Annotated in this window: 12 protein-coding genes and 2 pseudogenes; 6 read left to right on the forward strand and 8 right to left on the reverse strand. The window is 72.9% G+C overall.

What is annotated here, in order from left to right; all coding sequences use genetic code 11:
* Nucleotides 1–90: 90 nt before the first annotated feature.
* Complete coding sequence (locus tag LIX60_RS20000; RefSeq protein WP_374117984.1) at nucleotides 91–1,068, forward strand: pentapeptide repeat-containing protein; 978 nt, start codon at nucleotides 91–93, stop codon at nucleotides 1,066–1,068.
* Between the two features lie 101 nt (nucleotides 1,069–1,169).
* On the opposite strand, the gene LIX60_RS20005 is transcribed toward LIX60_RS20000, so the two are convergent.
* The 3 genes from LIX60_RS20005 to LIX60_RS20015 form a co-directional block, all read right to left on the reverse strand.
* On the reverse strand, nucleotides 1,170–1,421 hold the full coding sequence (locus LIX60_RS20005; RefSeq protein WP_227959695.1) for a hypothetical protein: 252 nt from the start codon (nucleotides 1,419–1,421) through the stop codon (nucleotides 1,170–1,172).
* Nucleotides 1,422–1,644: 223 nt separating this feature from the next.
* Nucleotides 1,645–2,418: a helix-turn-helix domain-containing protein gene (locus tag LIX60_RS20010; RefSeq protein ID WP_227959696.1), complete on the reverse strand. Its 774-nt coding sequence runs from the start codon at nucleotides 2,416–2,418 to the stop codon at nucleotides 1,645–1,647.
* A 183-nt stretch (nucleotides 2,419–2,601) separates the two neighbouring features.
* Nucleotides 2,602–3,585: a helix-turn-helix domain-containing protein gene (locus tag LIX60_RS20015; RefSeq protein ID WP_227959697.1), complete on the reverse strand. Its 984-nt coding sequence runs from the start codon at nucleotides 3,583–3,585 to the stop codon at nucleotides 2,602–2,604.
* 76 nt (nucleotides 3,586–3,661) lie between these two features.
* Between LIX60_RS20015 and LIX60_RS20020 the strand changes: the two genes are divergently transcribed.
* The 4 genes and pseudogenes from LIX60_RS20020 to LIX60_RS20035 form a co-directional block, all read left to right on the forward strand.
* Nucleotides 3,662–4,249 (forward strand): TIGR03086 family metal-binding protein, encoded by a 588-nt coding sequence (locus tag LIX60_RS20020; protein WP_227959698.1) that lies wholly within the window; start codon nucleotides 3,662–3,664, stop codon nucleotides 4,247–4,249.
* Between the two features lie 359 nt (nucleotides 4,250–4,608).
* Nucleotides 4,609–5,181 carry a hypothetical protein gene (locus LIX60_RS20025; RefSeq protein WP_227959699.1) on the forward strand — a complete coding sequence of 191 codons (573 nt, stop codon included), beginning with the start codon at nucleotides 4,609–4,611 and terminating at the stop codon, nucleotides 5,179–5,181.
* 678 nt (nucleotides 5,182–5,859) lie between these two features.
* Nucleotides 5,860–7,491, forward strand: coding sequence for a glycoside hydrolase 43 family protein (locus tag LIX60_RS20030; RefSeq protein WP_227959700.1), 1,632 nt, complete (start codon nucleotides 5,860–5,862; stop codon nucleotides 7,489–7,491).
* 132 nt (nucleotides 7,492–7,623) lie between these two features.
* Nucleotides 7,624–8,634: pseudogene (locus tag LIX60_RS20035) on the forward strand (endo-1,4-beta-xylanase); the annotation flags it as partial.
* A gap of 198 nt (nucleotides 8,635–8,832) precedes the next feature.
* On the opposite strand, the gene LIX60_RS20040 reads toward LIX60_RS20035, so the two are convergent.
* Nucleotides 8,833–11,142: a xyloglucanase gene (locus LIX60_RS20040; RefSeq protein ID WP_227959702.1), complete on the reverse strand. Its 2,310-nt coding sequence runs from the start codon at nucleotides 11,140–11,142 to the stop codon at nucleotides 8,833–8,835.
* A gap of 338 nt (nucleotides 11,143–11,480) precedes the next feature.
* Here LIX60_RS20040 and LIX60_RS20045 point away from each other — a divergent pair, with 338 nt between their 5' ends.
* Complete coding sequence (locus LIX60_RS20045; RefSeq protein ID WP_227959703.1) at nucleotides 11,481–12,227, forward strand: hypothetical protein; 747 nt, start codon at nucleotides 11,481–11,483, stop codon at nucleotides 12,225–12,227.
* Nucleotides 12,228–12,249: 22 nt separating this feature from the next.
* On the opposite strand, the gene LIX60_RS20050 is transcribed toward LIX60_RS20045, so the two are convergent.
* From LIX60_RS20050 to LIX60_RS20065, 4 genes and pseudogenes are all read right to left on the reverse strand, one after another.
* Nucleotides 12,250–12,837, reverse strand: coding sequence for a hypothetical protein (locus LIX60_RS20050; protein ID WP_227959704.1), 588 nt, complete (start codon nucleotides 12,835–12,837; stop codon nucleotides 12,250–12,252).
* Between the two features lie 170 nt (nucleotides 12,838–13,007).
* Nucleotides 13,008–13,265 (reverse strand): DUF397 domain-containing protein, encoded by a 258-nt coding sequence (locus LIX60_RS20055; RefSeq protein ID WP_374117884.1) that lies wholly within the window; start codon nucleotides 13,263–13,265, stop codon nucleotides 13,008–13,010.
* Nucleotides 13,262–13,786 carry a DUF6879 family protein gene (locus tag LIX60_RS20060; protein WP_227959705.1) on the reverse strand — a complete coding sequence of 175 codons (525 nt, stop codon included), beginning with the start codon at nucleotides 13,784–13,786 and terminating at the stop codon, nucleotides 13,262–13,264. The genes LIX60_RS20055 and LIX60_RS20060 overlap by 4 nt, the downstream gene beginning before the upstream one ends.
* Nucleotides 13,767–13,959: pseudogene (locus LIX60_RS20065) on the reverse strand (hypothetical protein). Before LIX60_RS20065 ends, LIX60_RS20060 begins: the two are co-directional and overlap by 20 nt.
* Nucleotides 13,960–14,109 lie beyond the last annotated feature (150 nt).

Raw genomic sequence — 14,109 nt, forward strand, 5'->3', positions numbered from 1 at the left:
CCCCGTAGCAAGCCCGGAGCCGTGAACCCGGGGGACTCCCCGAGCCCGGGGAACCCGGGAAACCTGCCGGGGATCGTCGGATCCGCCGATATCGCTGAGAACGCCGGGGCCGCTGAGAACGCCGGGGCCGCCGGGGCCGCCGAGTCCTCCGGGACCGCCAAGGCCGCCGGGACCCGGACGGCCGGGACCACCGGCAACGCCGGCAGCCCCGCGGACCAACCGGGCACGGCAGCACGGGGAGCCGCTCTCCCCGGACCGGACGACCCCGCCCTCCGCGCGGACTGCGCCAACTGCTTCGCCCTCTGCTGCGTGGCCCTCCCCTTCGCCGCCTCCGCCGACTTCGCCGCCGACAAACCGGCCGGCCGGCCCTGCGCCAACCTCCGCCGGGACGACTTCCGCTGCGGCATCCACACCACCCTGCGCGAGCGCGGCTGGTCCGGCTGCACCGTCTTCGACTGCCACGGCGCCGGACAGAAGGTGTCCCAGATCACCTTCGGCGGCCGCGACTGGCGCGGGCACCCGGGCGGCGCACGCCGGATGTTCGAGGTCTTCCCCGTGATGCGGCAGCTCCACGAACTGCTCCGGTATCTCGCCGAGGCGCTCGCCCTGCCGGTCACCCGCACCCTCCACGGCGACCTCCGCCGCGCCCTGAGCGAACTCGACGGCCTCACCCGCCGGGACGCCGAGACGCTCCTCGCCACCGACGTGGCGGCCGTACGGCACGAGGTCAATACCCTGCTGCTGCGCGCCGGCGACCTGGTGCGCTCCGAGGCCCCGGGCCGCGGCGGCCGTCCGCGCAACCACCGCGGAGCGGATCTCGCCGGCGCCCGGCTCCGCCACGCGGACCTGCGTGGGGCGAGCCTGCGCGGTGCCCTGCTCATCGCGGCCGACCTGCGCGGTGCCGATCTGCGCTCGGCGGACGTCATCGGCGCGGACTTCCGGGACGCCGACCTGCGCGGCGCCGACCTGACCGGCGCCGTCTTCCTCACCCAGCCGCAGCTCGACGCGGCCCGCGGAGACGCCGCCACCCGGATTCCCCCGGCCCTGCGGAGGCCGTCCCACTGGTGACGGCGGCAAGCGCGGAGCCCTGTGACCGGGCCCGTCCGTCCGTTGGCCGGTCACCGGCGGTGCGTCACGGCGCCGCCGTCACCGGCCTTTCCGCCACCGGCTCATCCGCGCAGCGCCTGGAGGGTCCGCAGCCGCTTCCCCGGCTGCTGTACGAGGCGGAGCCCCACCTCCACCAGCGTCCATCCGACGCGGTGGCGCAGCCGCAGCCGCAGTGGAGTCCGGCCCCGGTTCCGGTCCCCCGTACCGGAACCGGGGCCGGGTGGGGACTCGCGGAGCAGTAAGACGGTGCCGGCTTCGCGGCGCAGCTCGGCGGCCCGCAACTCGTGGAGCCGTAGGTGGACGTCGCAGTGCATGGGCGGGCCTCCGAAGGGCGGGAAAGTGAGAACGGTGGGCGAGGACGGGCTACCGGTACGGGCGCGGGCTAGCGGACGGGGTTACGGCCGGCCGCTGACCGCTGACGCGGACCACAGACCACGGACGGGAACAGGACATGACTCGGGGACGCCGACCGGGCGGAGGGCGGGCGGAGAAGGCCCGCCCCGGTGCATCAGCGTGCCGTCCCGGGCGCCCCGTTGGCTAAGGGTTTTTCCCGGCTTCCGGCTCTGCGGGCCCGTCCGGCTTCTCCTCCGCGCGCGGGAAGGCGTGCACATGGACGCGGACCGGAGCCGAGCCCTCCACCCCGGGCTCGACGGCCCGCTCGCGGTAGCCCTCAATGACCTGCTGGAGCTCCTGGTTCATCTCCTTGGCCAGCTCGGGCGTGAGCCGCAGGCTGTAGTCGCTCACCTCCCCGGCGTCGCGCCACTCGTCGGACCACTCGTGCAGGGTGCCGAGCCAGGTGCTCAGCTCCTGGGCGTGGATGGTCGCCACCTCGTGGAGGAGGAGGGCGAACGCGCCCCGCACGGCCGGGTCCGGGTGGCCGGCGAAGTCCCTGGTCCGTGACTGGATGCCCCGCTGCCCCGCCCGCCACCACCGCTCCCGCGCCGTGCCGAGCTCGGGTACGTCCACGACGAAGCCGTGTTCGGCGAGCTGCCGCAGGTGGTAGCTGGTGGCACCGCTGGACTCGCCCAGCCGGGCGCCGAGTTGGGAGGCGGTGGCGGGGCCGTACTCGCGCAGCGCGCCGAGCAGGCGGATGCGCAGCGGGTGCGCGAGCCCGCGCAGGGAGCGCGGATCGAGCGACCGGACGTGCTCCGGGATGCCGTCGCCCGGGTCCGGGTGGCCGGTCCCGGGGGCCCCGGGGGCCCCGGGAGCTTCGGCGTCCTCCCGGTGGCCGGTGTCCCCGGCACTCCCGAGATGGCCGGTGTCTCCGGTGCCGGCGGGGTCTTCCGGGTCCACGGCTTCGTTCTGGGTCATGGGTATCAGGCTAGGCTTGCAAAGAGTCCCTTGCAAGTGGTTCTTTGCAATCATTTCTTTGTATCGAGGAGGCAGGGCGCCGGCGTCGACGCCGAACCGGAACGGAGAGCCGGAACCGGACGGAACCGGACGGGACGGGACCGGACGGGACGCGGCGGGACGCCGGGACGGCGCTGCCACCGCTCAGCGCGCGTAAGCGGTCGGCGGCACGCCCACCGTCGCCGTGAACTCCCGTACGAGATGGGCCTGATCGCTGTAGCCGAGTTCGGCCGCGAGCCGGGCCCAGTCCACGGCCGTGTCCCTGGTCGCCCGCTCCAGGGCCTCGTGCACGCGGTAGCGCAGCAGCACCCACTTCGGGCTGACGCCCACGTACGCGGCGAACAGCCGCTGCAGCGAACGCACGGAAACCCCCTCCTCCGCGGCGAAGCCGGCGACCCGCCGGATGGTGCGGTCCGTACGGATGCGGTGGACGAGGCTCATCGCCAGATCCGCCTGCGGGTCCGGCTCCGGGCCGGCGGCGAGGAGGAAGGCGTCGAGGGCGGTGACGCGTTCGTCCTCGTCCGCCGGTCCGAGGACGGCGGCCGGGGCGTCCGCCGAGCCGGGGACGGCGAGCAGCCCGGAGCCCTCGGCGGCGCGGGCACCGCCGGCGGCGCGCGACGTGCCGGGGGTTCCGGGAGCCCCGGGACCGCCCCGGCCGCCGGGCGCGCCCCCGGACGCGTCGGGAAAGACCTCCGTGTGCGGCAGCCGCCGCCCGGTCCAGTGCGAGACCGGCCGGCCGGGCGCGAACGGCCGGAAGCCGCCCGGCCGGAACTGCACCCCGCACACCCGCCCCGTCCCCGCCAGCTTCCGGGTGGACAACTCCAGCCCGATGCCGGCGAGTTCACCGAACCCGGAGCCGGAGCCGGAGCCGAACCCGGAGCCGGAGCCGAACCCGGAGCCGGATCTGGAGCCGGGCTCCGCCCCGTACCGCTGGAAGACGAGATTGACGCTCGGATGCGGCACCACATGGGTGGCGTACGGCTCGGCCAGGTCCCAGTCGATCAGCCAGTAGTGCTCCACATACCGGCGCAGCGGCTCCGCGTACGGCTCGCGGCGCCGGAACCGTACGCGCGCGAAGAGTTCCGGGGCGTCCACGATGCCCCGGGTGTCACGCCGCGGACCTGCCATGACGACCTGCCATGCGCCGATCCTATGTCGCGTTTCTTCAAGCCGGCCCCGGCCGGGCGCCCGTAGCGTCGGACGCATGACGACGAAGATCAGCGAACTGCTCGAAGCGGCGGCCCGGCAGGCCGTCCCGGTCGTCCGGGGCATCCGCGACGACCAGCTCGGCGCGCCCACGCCGTGCCCGGACTACACCGTGCGCGACCTGCTCAACCACCTCCTCCATGTGGTCATCGGCTTCCAGGCGCTGGCCGCGCGGAAGGAGGCCGACTTCGCCACCACCCCCGACCACCTCGCCCGGACCGGCGACGGCTGGCGTGACGCCTTCGCCGAGGAGACGGCGCGTCTGGCCGCGGCCTGGGCGGTGCCGGGCGCGGAGGAGGGCCGCACCGGGGCCATGGACCTGCCGGCGCGCACCGTGGGCCACATGATCCTGCTCGACCTCACCGCGCACCCCTGGGACCTGGCCCGGGCCACCGGCCAGGACTTCGCCCCGGACCCGGACTGCGTCCGCGAACTCGCCGCGCCGGTGGCCGAGATGGCGCCGATGGGGCGGCGGTACGGGGCGTTCGGCGAGCCCGTACCGGTGCCGGACGGCGCCTCGGAGTTCGAGCGGCTGCTCGCCCTGACCGGCCGGGACCCCCGCTGGACCCCGCCCGGCCGGGGCTGAGCGGCGGCGTATACGTCCGGAAGTGCGGCGTGGCCCCGCTGGGTGCGGCCGGGCCGTACGCGGTCGCGGCGGGCCGGGGGCCGGATGAACGGCTCGGGGGCGGTCCGGGCCGGGCGGTGGGGGGCCGGGAGAAGCCGGGGGGAGCCAGAAAGAGCCGGGGAAGCCGGGGGGAGCCGGCCGGCCGCCCACTGCCGCTCACCACCGCCGAAATAGCCCGGAATGCTCCGTTCGGGTGTCCCGGTGCAACCGCATTCGTCGGCTATGTGTCTCTCTGCCCAGAGGGGTGAAAGAGGCGTTTTCCGGCGGTACGGCAGTTCCGTCCGGCCGCCGCGCCCGCTCCTCCGGACAGAAGGAGACACATGAGGTATCGACACCACCCGGACCGGCCGGAACGACCCGGGCCGTGCACGGCCGCCGAGGAGCCGGCCCGCAGCCGCCGCGGCGACCGCAGGCGCCTGGCCACCCTGCTCGCCGTGACGGCCCTGTGCGGCGCGGCGCTGCTGCCCGGGGCGAGCGGCGCCACGGCGACCGAGTCCAGGGGAGCGGTGGAGACGGGCGGGGCCACCGGGGCCGCCGACATCGGCCCCTACCGGCACTACGGGACGGAGCGGATCGCGTCGGCCGCGCTGGGCGACGACCGCCTGATCACGCTGACGGCGGTGCGTTCCCGCGTCGACCGCCTGGCCGCCACGGTCCGGCTGGCCATCCACACCAAGGTGCGCGGCCGCTGGATCGAGGAGGACCGGGCGGTCGTCGGGGAGCGGAACGGCTGGTTCTGGTACCCGCTGACGGGCAGGTCGTCGGTCTGCGAGTTCTCCACGTCCAACGCCCAGTTGGAGCCGATCGGGGTCAGCCTGCTGATCACCCCGTCCATCGGCTGCTCCGCGGTGCACCGCTTTCATGTGGAGGACGGCCAGCTGATCCCGGACTGAGCGCGTGGCGCACGGGGAGGGCGGGGAACGGCGAGGTGACCTCGGGGGATGGTGGCAAACGGTGAGGTGCCACGGCTGAACGACGGGGGGCGCGGCGGAGCCGGCCGGCTGACGGCGGCTCCGCCGCGACCTGTCTCCGCCGCCCCGTCCCGCCGGGACCGAGGCGGCCTCCCCGGGGTCCCGGGTCCCGGGTCCCGGGGTCCGCTGTCACCGCCGGCCGCCACCGCCAACCGGCCGCCCGTGGCGGAGGCGGTCAACGACGGCCGATGCGCCACGTATTGACGAACTCTCTGAAGCTTCTATCATCCTGACTGTCCGAAGTCACGACCAATGTTCGGTATGCCGAACATCAGGCTTCGGGGTCCGTGCTGCGCGTACCGCCCGGGCCGAGTACGACCGCACAGCATCATCCGTTCCCGGTAAGGCCCCCCACGCGCGCCACCGTGCCGGAGTCGCGAGGTCGCACCCGGTGTCCGTGTGCGGCGGGCCCTACCCGCCTCCTTGGAGTCCGGTATGCCCGTAACCGCCGTCCACGCAGGCCGCCGCCCCGCCGGCGCGCCCCGCGGCTCCACCGTCCGTCCGGCGCGCGGCGCCTGACGGACGCACCCCCGCGGCGCGGGCCCGACCACGCTCTCCCGGGCCCGCGCTCCCCCCTCCGCCATGTAAGGAGACGCACCCATGTCCTGGCTCCAGCATCCGTTGAGCCGAAGAGGGCTGCTCACCACCGCCACGGGTCTGGCGGTGGTGTCGGCCACCCCCGGCGCGCACGCCGCGTCCCCGGCCGCCGCCCCCACCGCGCAGGGGCCGGCGGGACCCCTCGCCGCCTTCACCAACCCCGTTCTCTGGCAGGACTTCGCGGACATCGACATCATCCGCGTCGGGGACACCTACTACTACTCGGCCTCCTCGATGCACTATTCGCCGGGCGCCCCGATCCTCCGCTCGTACGACCTGGCCAACTGGGAGTTCGCCGGGCACTCACTGCCCTCGCTGGACTTCGGGGCCAAGTACGACCTGAACGGCGGCCGGGGCTACGTCCGCGGGGTCTGGGCCTCCTCCCTGGCCTACCGCCGCAGCGACAGCACCTTCTACTGGCTCGGGCAGATCGACTTCGCGCGGACGTACCTCTACACCGCCCGCTCCGTGGAGGGCCCCTGGAGCCGGCACGCGGAACTCCCGCAGGTCTACTACGACGCGGGCCTGCTCGTCGACGACGACGACAGCCTGTACGTGGCCTACGGCAACACCACCATCAGCGTCGCGCAGTTGTCCGCCGACGGGCGCAGCCAGATACGCAACCAGCAGGTCTTCTCCACACCGTCGAGCATCGGGACACTGGAGGGCGCCCGCTTCTACAAGATCAACGGCCGGTACTACATCTTCCTGACCCGCCCGGCCAACGGCCAGTACATCCTGCAGTCGACGAGCGGGCCCTTCGGCCCCTACACCCTGCGCGAGGTCCTCCTCGACCTGCGCGGGCCGGTGTCCGGGGGCGGAGTGCCCCACCAGGGCGGGCTGGTGCAGACACAGAACGGCGCCTGGTTCTACATGGCCTTCGTGGACGCCTATCCGGGCGGCCGCATCCCCGTTCTGGCGCCGGTCTCCTGGACCGGGGACGGCTGGCCGCGGATCCAGCTGGCGGGCGGCGCCTGGGGCACCTCCTACGACAGCTCGCTGCCCGCCCGCCCGGTCGCCCCCATGACCGGTGCCGACACCTTCGACGGCGCCGGCCTCCAGCCGAAGTGGGAGTGGAACCACAACCCGGACAACAGCAGATGGTCCGCCGGCGGCGGCCTCACCCTGCGCACCGCCACGGTCACGAACGACCTGTACTGGGCCCGCAACACCCTCACCCACCGTATCCAGGGCCCCACCTCCACCGCGACGATCGAACTCGACTTCGCGGAGATGCGGGACGGCGACCGAGCCGGGCTCGCGCTGCTGCGCGACTCCTCGGCGTGGATCGGCGTCCGGCGGGACGGCGGCGCGGCGCGCGTGGTGATGGTGAACGGGCTGACCATGGACACCAACTGGAACACCACCGGTACCGGCAGCGAAGCGGCGAGCACCACGATCTCCGGCACCCGGGTCTGGCTGCGGGCCCAGGCCGACATCCGGCCCGGCGCGCCCCGCCCGGGCACCTTCTCCTACAGCACCGACGGCACCACCTTCACCCGTCTGGGACCCGCGTTCACCATGGGCAACGACTGGCGGTTCTTCATGGGATACCGCTACGCGATCTTCAACTACGCCACCCAGGCGCTCGGCGGCTCGGTGCGCGTGCCCCGGTTCGACCTCTCCACACCCTGACCGGCAGGCACGCCAACGACGCCCACGCCGGTGCCCGCACCGGGCACCGGCTCACCCCCACAGCGGCGAGCCGGCGGCGGGTTCCTCCCGTCCCGTCGTCCCGGCGGCGCCACACTCCCGAAGGAGCGACAGATGACGTTACGACTCGGCCGGCGCCGGTTCCCGGCCCTGGCCCTGCTGGCGGCCGCGGTCCTCACGCTGCCCCAGGCCGCGACCGCCGCTCCGGCGACGGCACAGGCCGACACACTCGGCGCGCAGGCGGCCCTGTCCGGGCGGTACTTCGGTACCGCCGTGGCCGCGGGCCGGCTGGGCGACTCCACGTACGCGGGGATCGTGGACCGTGAATTCTCCAGCGTCACCGCGGAGAACGAGATGAAGTGGGACACCGTTGAACCGTCCCGCGGTTCGTTCAACTTCGGCCCCGGCGACCAGATCGCGAACCGCGCCCAGGGCCGAGGGCAGCAGGTCCGCGGCCACACCCTGGTCTGGCACTCCCAGCTGCCCGGCTGGGTCGGCTCCATCCGCGACGCGAACACCCTGCGCAGCGTGATGAACAACCACATCACCACGGTGATGAACCACTACCGGGGCAAGATCCACTCCTGGGACGTGGTGAACGAGGCGTTCGCCGACGGAGGCAGCGGCCAGCTCCGCGGCTCCGTCTTCCGGGACGTGCTGGGCGACGGCTTCCTGGAAGAGGCGTTCCGCACCGCCCGGCAGGCCGACCCGAACGCCAAGCTCTGCTACAACGACTACAACATCGAGAACTGGAACGACGCCAAGACCCAGGGCGTCTACCGCATGGTGCGCGACTTCAAGGCACGGGGCGTGCCCATCGACTGCGTCGGCCTCCAGGCGCACTTCGGCGCGGGCGGCCCGCCGGCCAACTTCCAGACCACCATCTCCAGCTTCGCCGCGCTCGGCGTGGACGTGCAGATCACGGAGCTCGACATCGCGCAGGCCTCCCAGAGCGCGTACGCGAACGCCGTGCGCGCGTGCATGAACGTCGCCCGCTGCACCGGCATCACCGTCTGGGGTGTCCGGGACAGCGACTCCTGGCGCACCGGCCAGAACCCGCTGCTCTTCGACAACGCGGGCAACAAGAAGCCCGCTTACCACTCGGTGATGTCCGTACTGGGCGGGGCGTAGCCCCCGCGGCCGGGCCGTCACGCCCTTCCGGGGGCGGGGCGTGACGGCCCGGTGCCGGACCGTCCGCCACGGACCGGGCGGTCCCGCGCCGGTGGCGGGGAACCCGCGGTCCGCCGGGCGCCGGCCGAGCGGGTGATCACGGCCGCATGGTGGCTCCGGCCGCGGGCGCCGACGCCACCCGGGAGGCCCCGCTCACCGCTCCGCCGTCCCGTAACCGGACGGGTCGCCGTAGAAGATGCCGCGGCCGTAGCCGCTCAGGTACACCCGGCCGTAGCGGTCCGGATCCCCGGTGAGCGATTCGGGCGGGCCACCGAACCGGTGCAGGTCGTCGTTGATGCGCGTCCAGCTCCGGCCGGTGTCCTCGGAGCGGAAGACGCCCCGGACCCCGCCGGCCTTCACGGCCGCGTACAGCGTCGGGTAGTCCCGGCCGGGCGCCGCCTTGCCGAAGCCGATGTTGTCGGCCTGTTCCACGGTGGTCACGCGGGTGAAGGTGGTCCCGGCGTCCGTCGACCGCCACAGCCCGTGGGTCGTCCAGGTGGCGCTGCCGACGAGCCAGATGTCCCCCTGGTGGCCGGGCACCGCCTTGAAGCGCACGCCCCAGTCGGTCGCCGGCAGGCCGTCGGTGACGGTGGCGGTGAAGGTGGCGCCGCCGTCGGTGCTGACGTGGAACGTCCCCCCGGAGAACGCGTAGAACGTCATCGGATCGACCCGGTCGGAAGCGAGGATCGCGTTGGCCGGTACCCCGGTGGACGGGGACCAGGAGGTGCCGTGGCCGGCCGAGTGGACCACGGGTTGGCCCGAGTCACCCGGCGCCCAGACGAACCGGCTTCCGTCGCTCGCGGCCGCGACGGAGCCGCCGAGGTTCACGCCGCCCGGTTCGGTGCCCTGGAACCAGGTGGCCCCGCCGTCCGTGGAGAAGGCCACATGGCTGTCGCCGGGGCGGTCGGAGTCGTGGAAGTCGCCCGCGCGCACGATGACCTCGGGCTTGCGCTCGGCGTAGTCGATGCTCCGTGTCGTCGTGAAGACCGGCGAGGTGAAGATCGTCTCCGGTGGGGCGTCCAGGTTCTCGTGGCGGAAGCCGCCCACGTCGCCCAGGGCGCTGATCAGCGCGCCCCCCGGAGGTTTGATCAGGCCCAGCACCGCTGTCTCCTCCAGGCCCTCGACGACCGGTACGAGATCGACGGTGCCGCCGGTGTCCCAGGCGGTGAGGTTCCTCGTACCGGCGATCCCCGGGCCGCCGTTGAACAGCATGCGGTCGGAGTCGAACGGGTCGATCTCCATCGCCGAGATGGCCTGGCCGATCCTGGGGACCAGGACCGGTGGCTCGGACTCCATGCCCATGGTGACCCACGGGGTGGCGCTGATGTCGAAGTCGTAGCGCAGGGTGCGGTCGGGATAGCCGTCCCAGTCCCAGATGCGGGTCCAGGTGGCCCCCGAGTCGGTGCTGCGGAAGATGATCCCGTCCGGCCACCAGGAGACCTGGGTGCCGACCATGACGGTGCCGGGGCGCCGCCGGTCCACGGTCAGCCCGGAGTAGCCAAAGTTGTTGTCGTCGCTGGTCGAGGGGACGGGGCTGATCCGGGTCCAGGCGCCCGTGGCCGCGTGGTGCTTCCATACGTCGCCCTTGCCCCCGTCGAACGGGCCGTAGGTGTCACTGGTGGCGATGTACAGCAGGTGGTTGACGGGGTCCAGGACGCCCTTGTGCGGCAGATACCCGGTCGGCGCACCGGCCAACGGGGCCCAGGTCGTACCGCCGTCGGTGCTGCGGTACACCGGCCGGTCCCGGTCGGCCACGCCGGCGTAGAGCGACTGGGTGGCGCTCCCCGCGCGTCCGGTGCCCGGATCGAACACCACCCACACCACGCCGGGGTCCTCGGTGCTGCCGGGCGTCTGCGGGTCGTCGCCGGAGGTGGGGAAGCCGTCCACCCGGCTCCAGTTCGCACCGCCGTCGGCGCTCCGCCACAAGCCGTTCCCCGCGGGCGCACCCAGGAACAGGATGTCGTCGTTGTGCGGGTCGACGGCCAGCCGCTCGCCCATGCCCCGGCCGGACATGTTGCCGCCCAGGGTGAACGGAAGCTCGGTGACCTCCCAGGTGTCGCCCTGATCGTGCGAGCGCAGGACGGCACCGTTGTTCGGGTCGACGCCGTTGGTGTACATGCCGACGGCGGCCCACACCTTGTTCGCGTCGGACGGACTGGCGGTGACGCCCGCCACCCCCATGTATCCCCAGTGGTCCCAGTCCACCCAGTCCAGCAGCGGCTTCCATGTACCGGTCGCGGCGTTCCAGCGGTACATGCCACCGACGTCGGTACGGGCGTAGGCCAGATCCTTCCGGGCCTCGCTGAAGACGATGCCGGTGACGAACCCGCCGCCGCCTATCCGGACGTTCCGGAAGGCATACGGATCGGACGCCGCCGCGGTCACCGCCGCGGCCGACGGCGCCGGCAGCAGGCCGATCGCGGGGATGCTCAGCGCCGCCGCCATCACCTGTCTGCGTGTCATTCCGTCGCCTGTCATGGTCGTCCTCCCGGAAGCCGGCCCACGGATGTCGTGGGGGATGTCCTCTTCGGAATACCGGTGCGCCAAGCGGTGGCAGGGGCTGCGTGGGCCGCACGAAAGAGTCTTGTGGGAGCGCTCCCACTCCTGCTTCTCGGGACCGTACTGGTTCGAACAGGCAGGAACAAGGCGTGTGTCGGCGCCGCGTACGACCACCGTGCTGCCGGCGCCGGCGGACGGGACGGTCAACGGATCGACCCGGCCGGAAGCGAGGATCGCGTTGGCCGGTCACCCGACCGGGACGGCCTCCCCGGCCCCCCGGGGCGTGCGGAAGGATGGGAGCCATGACCTTCCGCCAACGCCCCACCAGGACACCGCTCTTACCGCCGTCCCTCACCGCTCTCACCGCTGCCGCCGTCCTCCTCACCGGCTGCGGGACGGAACGCCCGGCGGGCGAGGAGGGCGATTCCCCCACGGCGGCCGGCGCCCCCGCCACCGCCGGATCACCGGGCAGCCCCGTGCCGCCCAGAGCCGAACTGGAGAAGCGGGCACGGTGGATGGGCTCGGCGATCGAGCTGATCTACGTGGCCGAGGTCCCGGGCTTCGAACGCGCGCAGCAGTCCGTCGGCGTCTACGGCGGCGACGGCTTCTCGGCGATGTATGTCGACGCGTCGGGCGGCGGCATGGTCCAGCTGTCCGTGGACCGGGGGACGCTCGACGAGGAGAACTGCGAGCGGACTCCGCTCGCCTCCGGTGGCGGCGGCGGAGACGGCGGGAAGGTGACGTGCGAGCGGGACGGCGACGCCTGGTACCGCACCTCGGGCGACGCGCACGAGTACGCCCGCCCGGAGGGCGGTCACGTGGTGCGGCTCACCGCCGACCGGGAGAGCGCCGGCCGCGACATCCTGCGCCGAGCGGCCGAGGACGCGCACCCGGCGGACGACGTGGAACTGGACGCCCTCCTGCCGCAACTCCCGGAGACCGGCGATGCGGTCAGCGGCGCGGACGGCGGCGGGCAGCAGCCCGAACGAGGAGACCTCCCGCCGGAGGGCGACGGCGCCCCGAACAACGACGTGGACGCGGGCGGCTGACACCGCACGGGCACGGGCCCGCCTACGAGGCCGGAGACGTCCCCGGAGCAGGGGACGCACCGGAAGGCGGAGCGGCAGCCGGCGCCGCCGCCGGACCGGAGCCCGGGCCGTGGCCCCGCAACGGGGCCCGCCCGCCCGCCCGTTCCGGACACGGGAGCTTGGGGGCGGCGCGATTCGGCGAGCAGGCCACGACGGCCAGGGACAGAAAGGCGGGCGGCCCGAGGTAGTAGCCGAGGGACACGTCACCGCCCCGCAGCAGCGTCCCGGTCAGCCGGCCGGCCAGCCCGCGCAGAGGGGCGGTCCCCCCGTCGACCGGGGGTTCGCAGCGCGGCGCGTACTCCTCCAGCCGCGCCCCGAGCCAGGCCGCCGCGCTCTCCGCCCCGTCCCAGGACCCGGCCACCAGGTGGGCCGGCTTCAGCAGCCAGAGCGCCACTTCGATGGGCGGCAGAGGGGAACACAGGAACTCGTCCGTCAGCGTGCGGTGCAGGGCGGCCCGCTGAGCGCTCGCGTCGGGATCGGCGCCGGGCCACGGCTCGACGGGCAGCCGCCGCCGGGACTCCTTGTCGAACTCGGCTTTCTCGCCGACCCACAGATATCCGTGAAAGTGCACGGCAGTTCGCTTTCCGGAGGGGTCTCCCACCGACCTCGGCCGCGCCCGCCCCGCCGCACCGACGCCGCCGTATGAACGGAACCCGTGGGGGGCTCTCCAACGAACGACGGGCGGAACGAGCGTGACGGGCGCAGGCGGTGGAGAACGGCGAGGAGACCGTGCGGGACCTGCTACGCGGAGAGCCCGAAGCGCCCCGGCTCGATACCGGCCGCCAGAAGCTCGTCCGTGGTGAACCGCAGCGGCTCGGCCTCCGGCCGCTTGCTGTCACCGAGGGCCCACACGTTCTCACCGACCTTGGCGAGCGTCACACAGGACTCGCCGTCCGGATGGGTATTGCCGCCACACGCCTTCGAGAAGACGGCACCCCGCAAGGGGGAGGAGGCTTTCCACAAGGCATCCAGCGCTGTGCCCAGTTGTGCCTTGTTCACGATCGGTGTCTGGACCACCAGTCCGAGAAGGGTTCGGCATGGGCGAGGGCCGTGTCCCGGTACCGGAGGAATTCCGGCGCACGGTCTTCCGGGACGACCTCCGGACCGAGGAACGTACCCGTCTCGTCGTAGTGCATGACGGCGGCCGCGCGGGAGTCGAAGAACCAGAAATCCGGGACACCCTCCAGAGGATTCGCCCGTTCCGTGGTGTCGAGGATGAAGAACTCCTCGCCGGCCGTCATGTTCTTGGTGTAGCCCCAGGCCAGTTCGTAACGGAGGTAATCCGTCAGCGGGCGGCTGAGGATGTGGACGCGGTAGACACGCCTACCGGCGCCGGTGTGACGCCGTACCTCGGACAGCCATTCCTCGTTGTAGTCCGGCGGCTGTGCTTCACCGGCGAGGAACGCCCTGAGGTTCCTCTCGCTGCGAGGGATGTTGTACGTGGCCAGGGTTTCGAGGCGGAACGCCTCTTCCCGGAAGGTGTCGAAGAGCTCCCCGAAATCACTGGATGAGCTTGTCACGGACAGCCTTCCGGATGAGGTCCATGGAAATCTCCACCAGCGTCTCATGCGCTGGAATCCAAACCGTGGCCGATCGGGGTCTCCCCTTGGACGAGAAGCGTGTCGCGATCCGTGGCGTAGAGCGTTGGGCAGTCCTTCAATTCGCACGTACTGACGAGCTTGGTGACCCGCATGGCCACGAGCGATCCCCTCATCCCGGGACGACTCCGCGCCCCGGTTGATATTCCCGAGGCCGATGCTCCGCGGTTAAGCCGAAGAGCTTGCGGGAACGGGAAATCGCGCTCCGGCTTCGTGGGCCTCCAGTTCCGGCACAGCGAGAACAG

Origin of the sequence: Streptomyces sp. S07_1.15, assembly GCF_020739505.1 — a bacterium.
Lineage (GTDB): Bacteria > Actinomycetota > Actinomycetes > Streptomycetales > Streptomycetaceae > Streptomyces > Streptomyces xinghaiensis.

Excerpts from the sequence above, each read along its gene's own strand:
- LIX60_RS20005 (WP_227959695.1), bottom strand. The coding sequence starts at position 1,421 with ATGCACTGCGACGTCCACCTACGGCTCCACGAGTTGCGGGCCGCCGAG.
- LIX60_RS20010 (WP_227959696.1), bottom strand. The coding sequence starts at position 2,418 with ATGACCCAGAACGAAGCCGTGGACCCGGAAGACCCCGCCGGCACCGGA.
- LIX60_RS20015 (WP_227959697.1), bottom strand. The coding sequence starts at position 3,585 with ATGGCAGGTCCGCGGCGTGACACCCGGGGCATCGTGGACGCCCCGGAA.
- LIX60_RS20020 (WP_227959698.1), top strand. The coding sequence starts at position 3,662 with ATGACGACGAAGATCAGCGAACTGCTCGAAGCGGCGGCCCGGCAGGCC.
- LIX60_RS20025 (WP_227959699.1), top strand. The coding sequence starts at position 4,609 with ATGAGGTATCGACACCACCCGGACCGGCCGGAACGACCCGGGCCGTGC.
- LIX60_RS20030 (WP_227959700.1), top strand. The coding sequence starts at position 5,860 with ATGTCCTGGCTCCAGCATCCGTTGAGCCGAAGAGGGCTGCTCACCACC.
- LIX60_RS20040 (WP_227959702.1), bottom strand. The coding sequence starts at position 11,142 with ATGACACGCAGACAGGTGATGGCGGCGGCGCTGAGCATCCCCGCGATC.
- LIX60_RS20045 (WP_227959703.1), top strand. The coding sequence starts at position 11,481 with ATGACCTTCCGCCAACGCCCCACCAGGACACCGCTCTTACCGCCGTCC.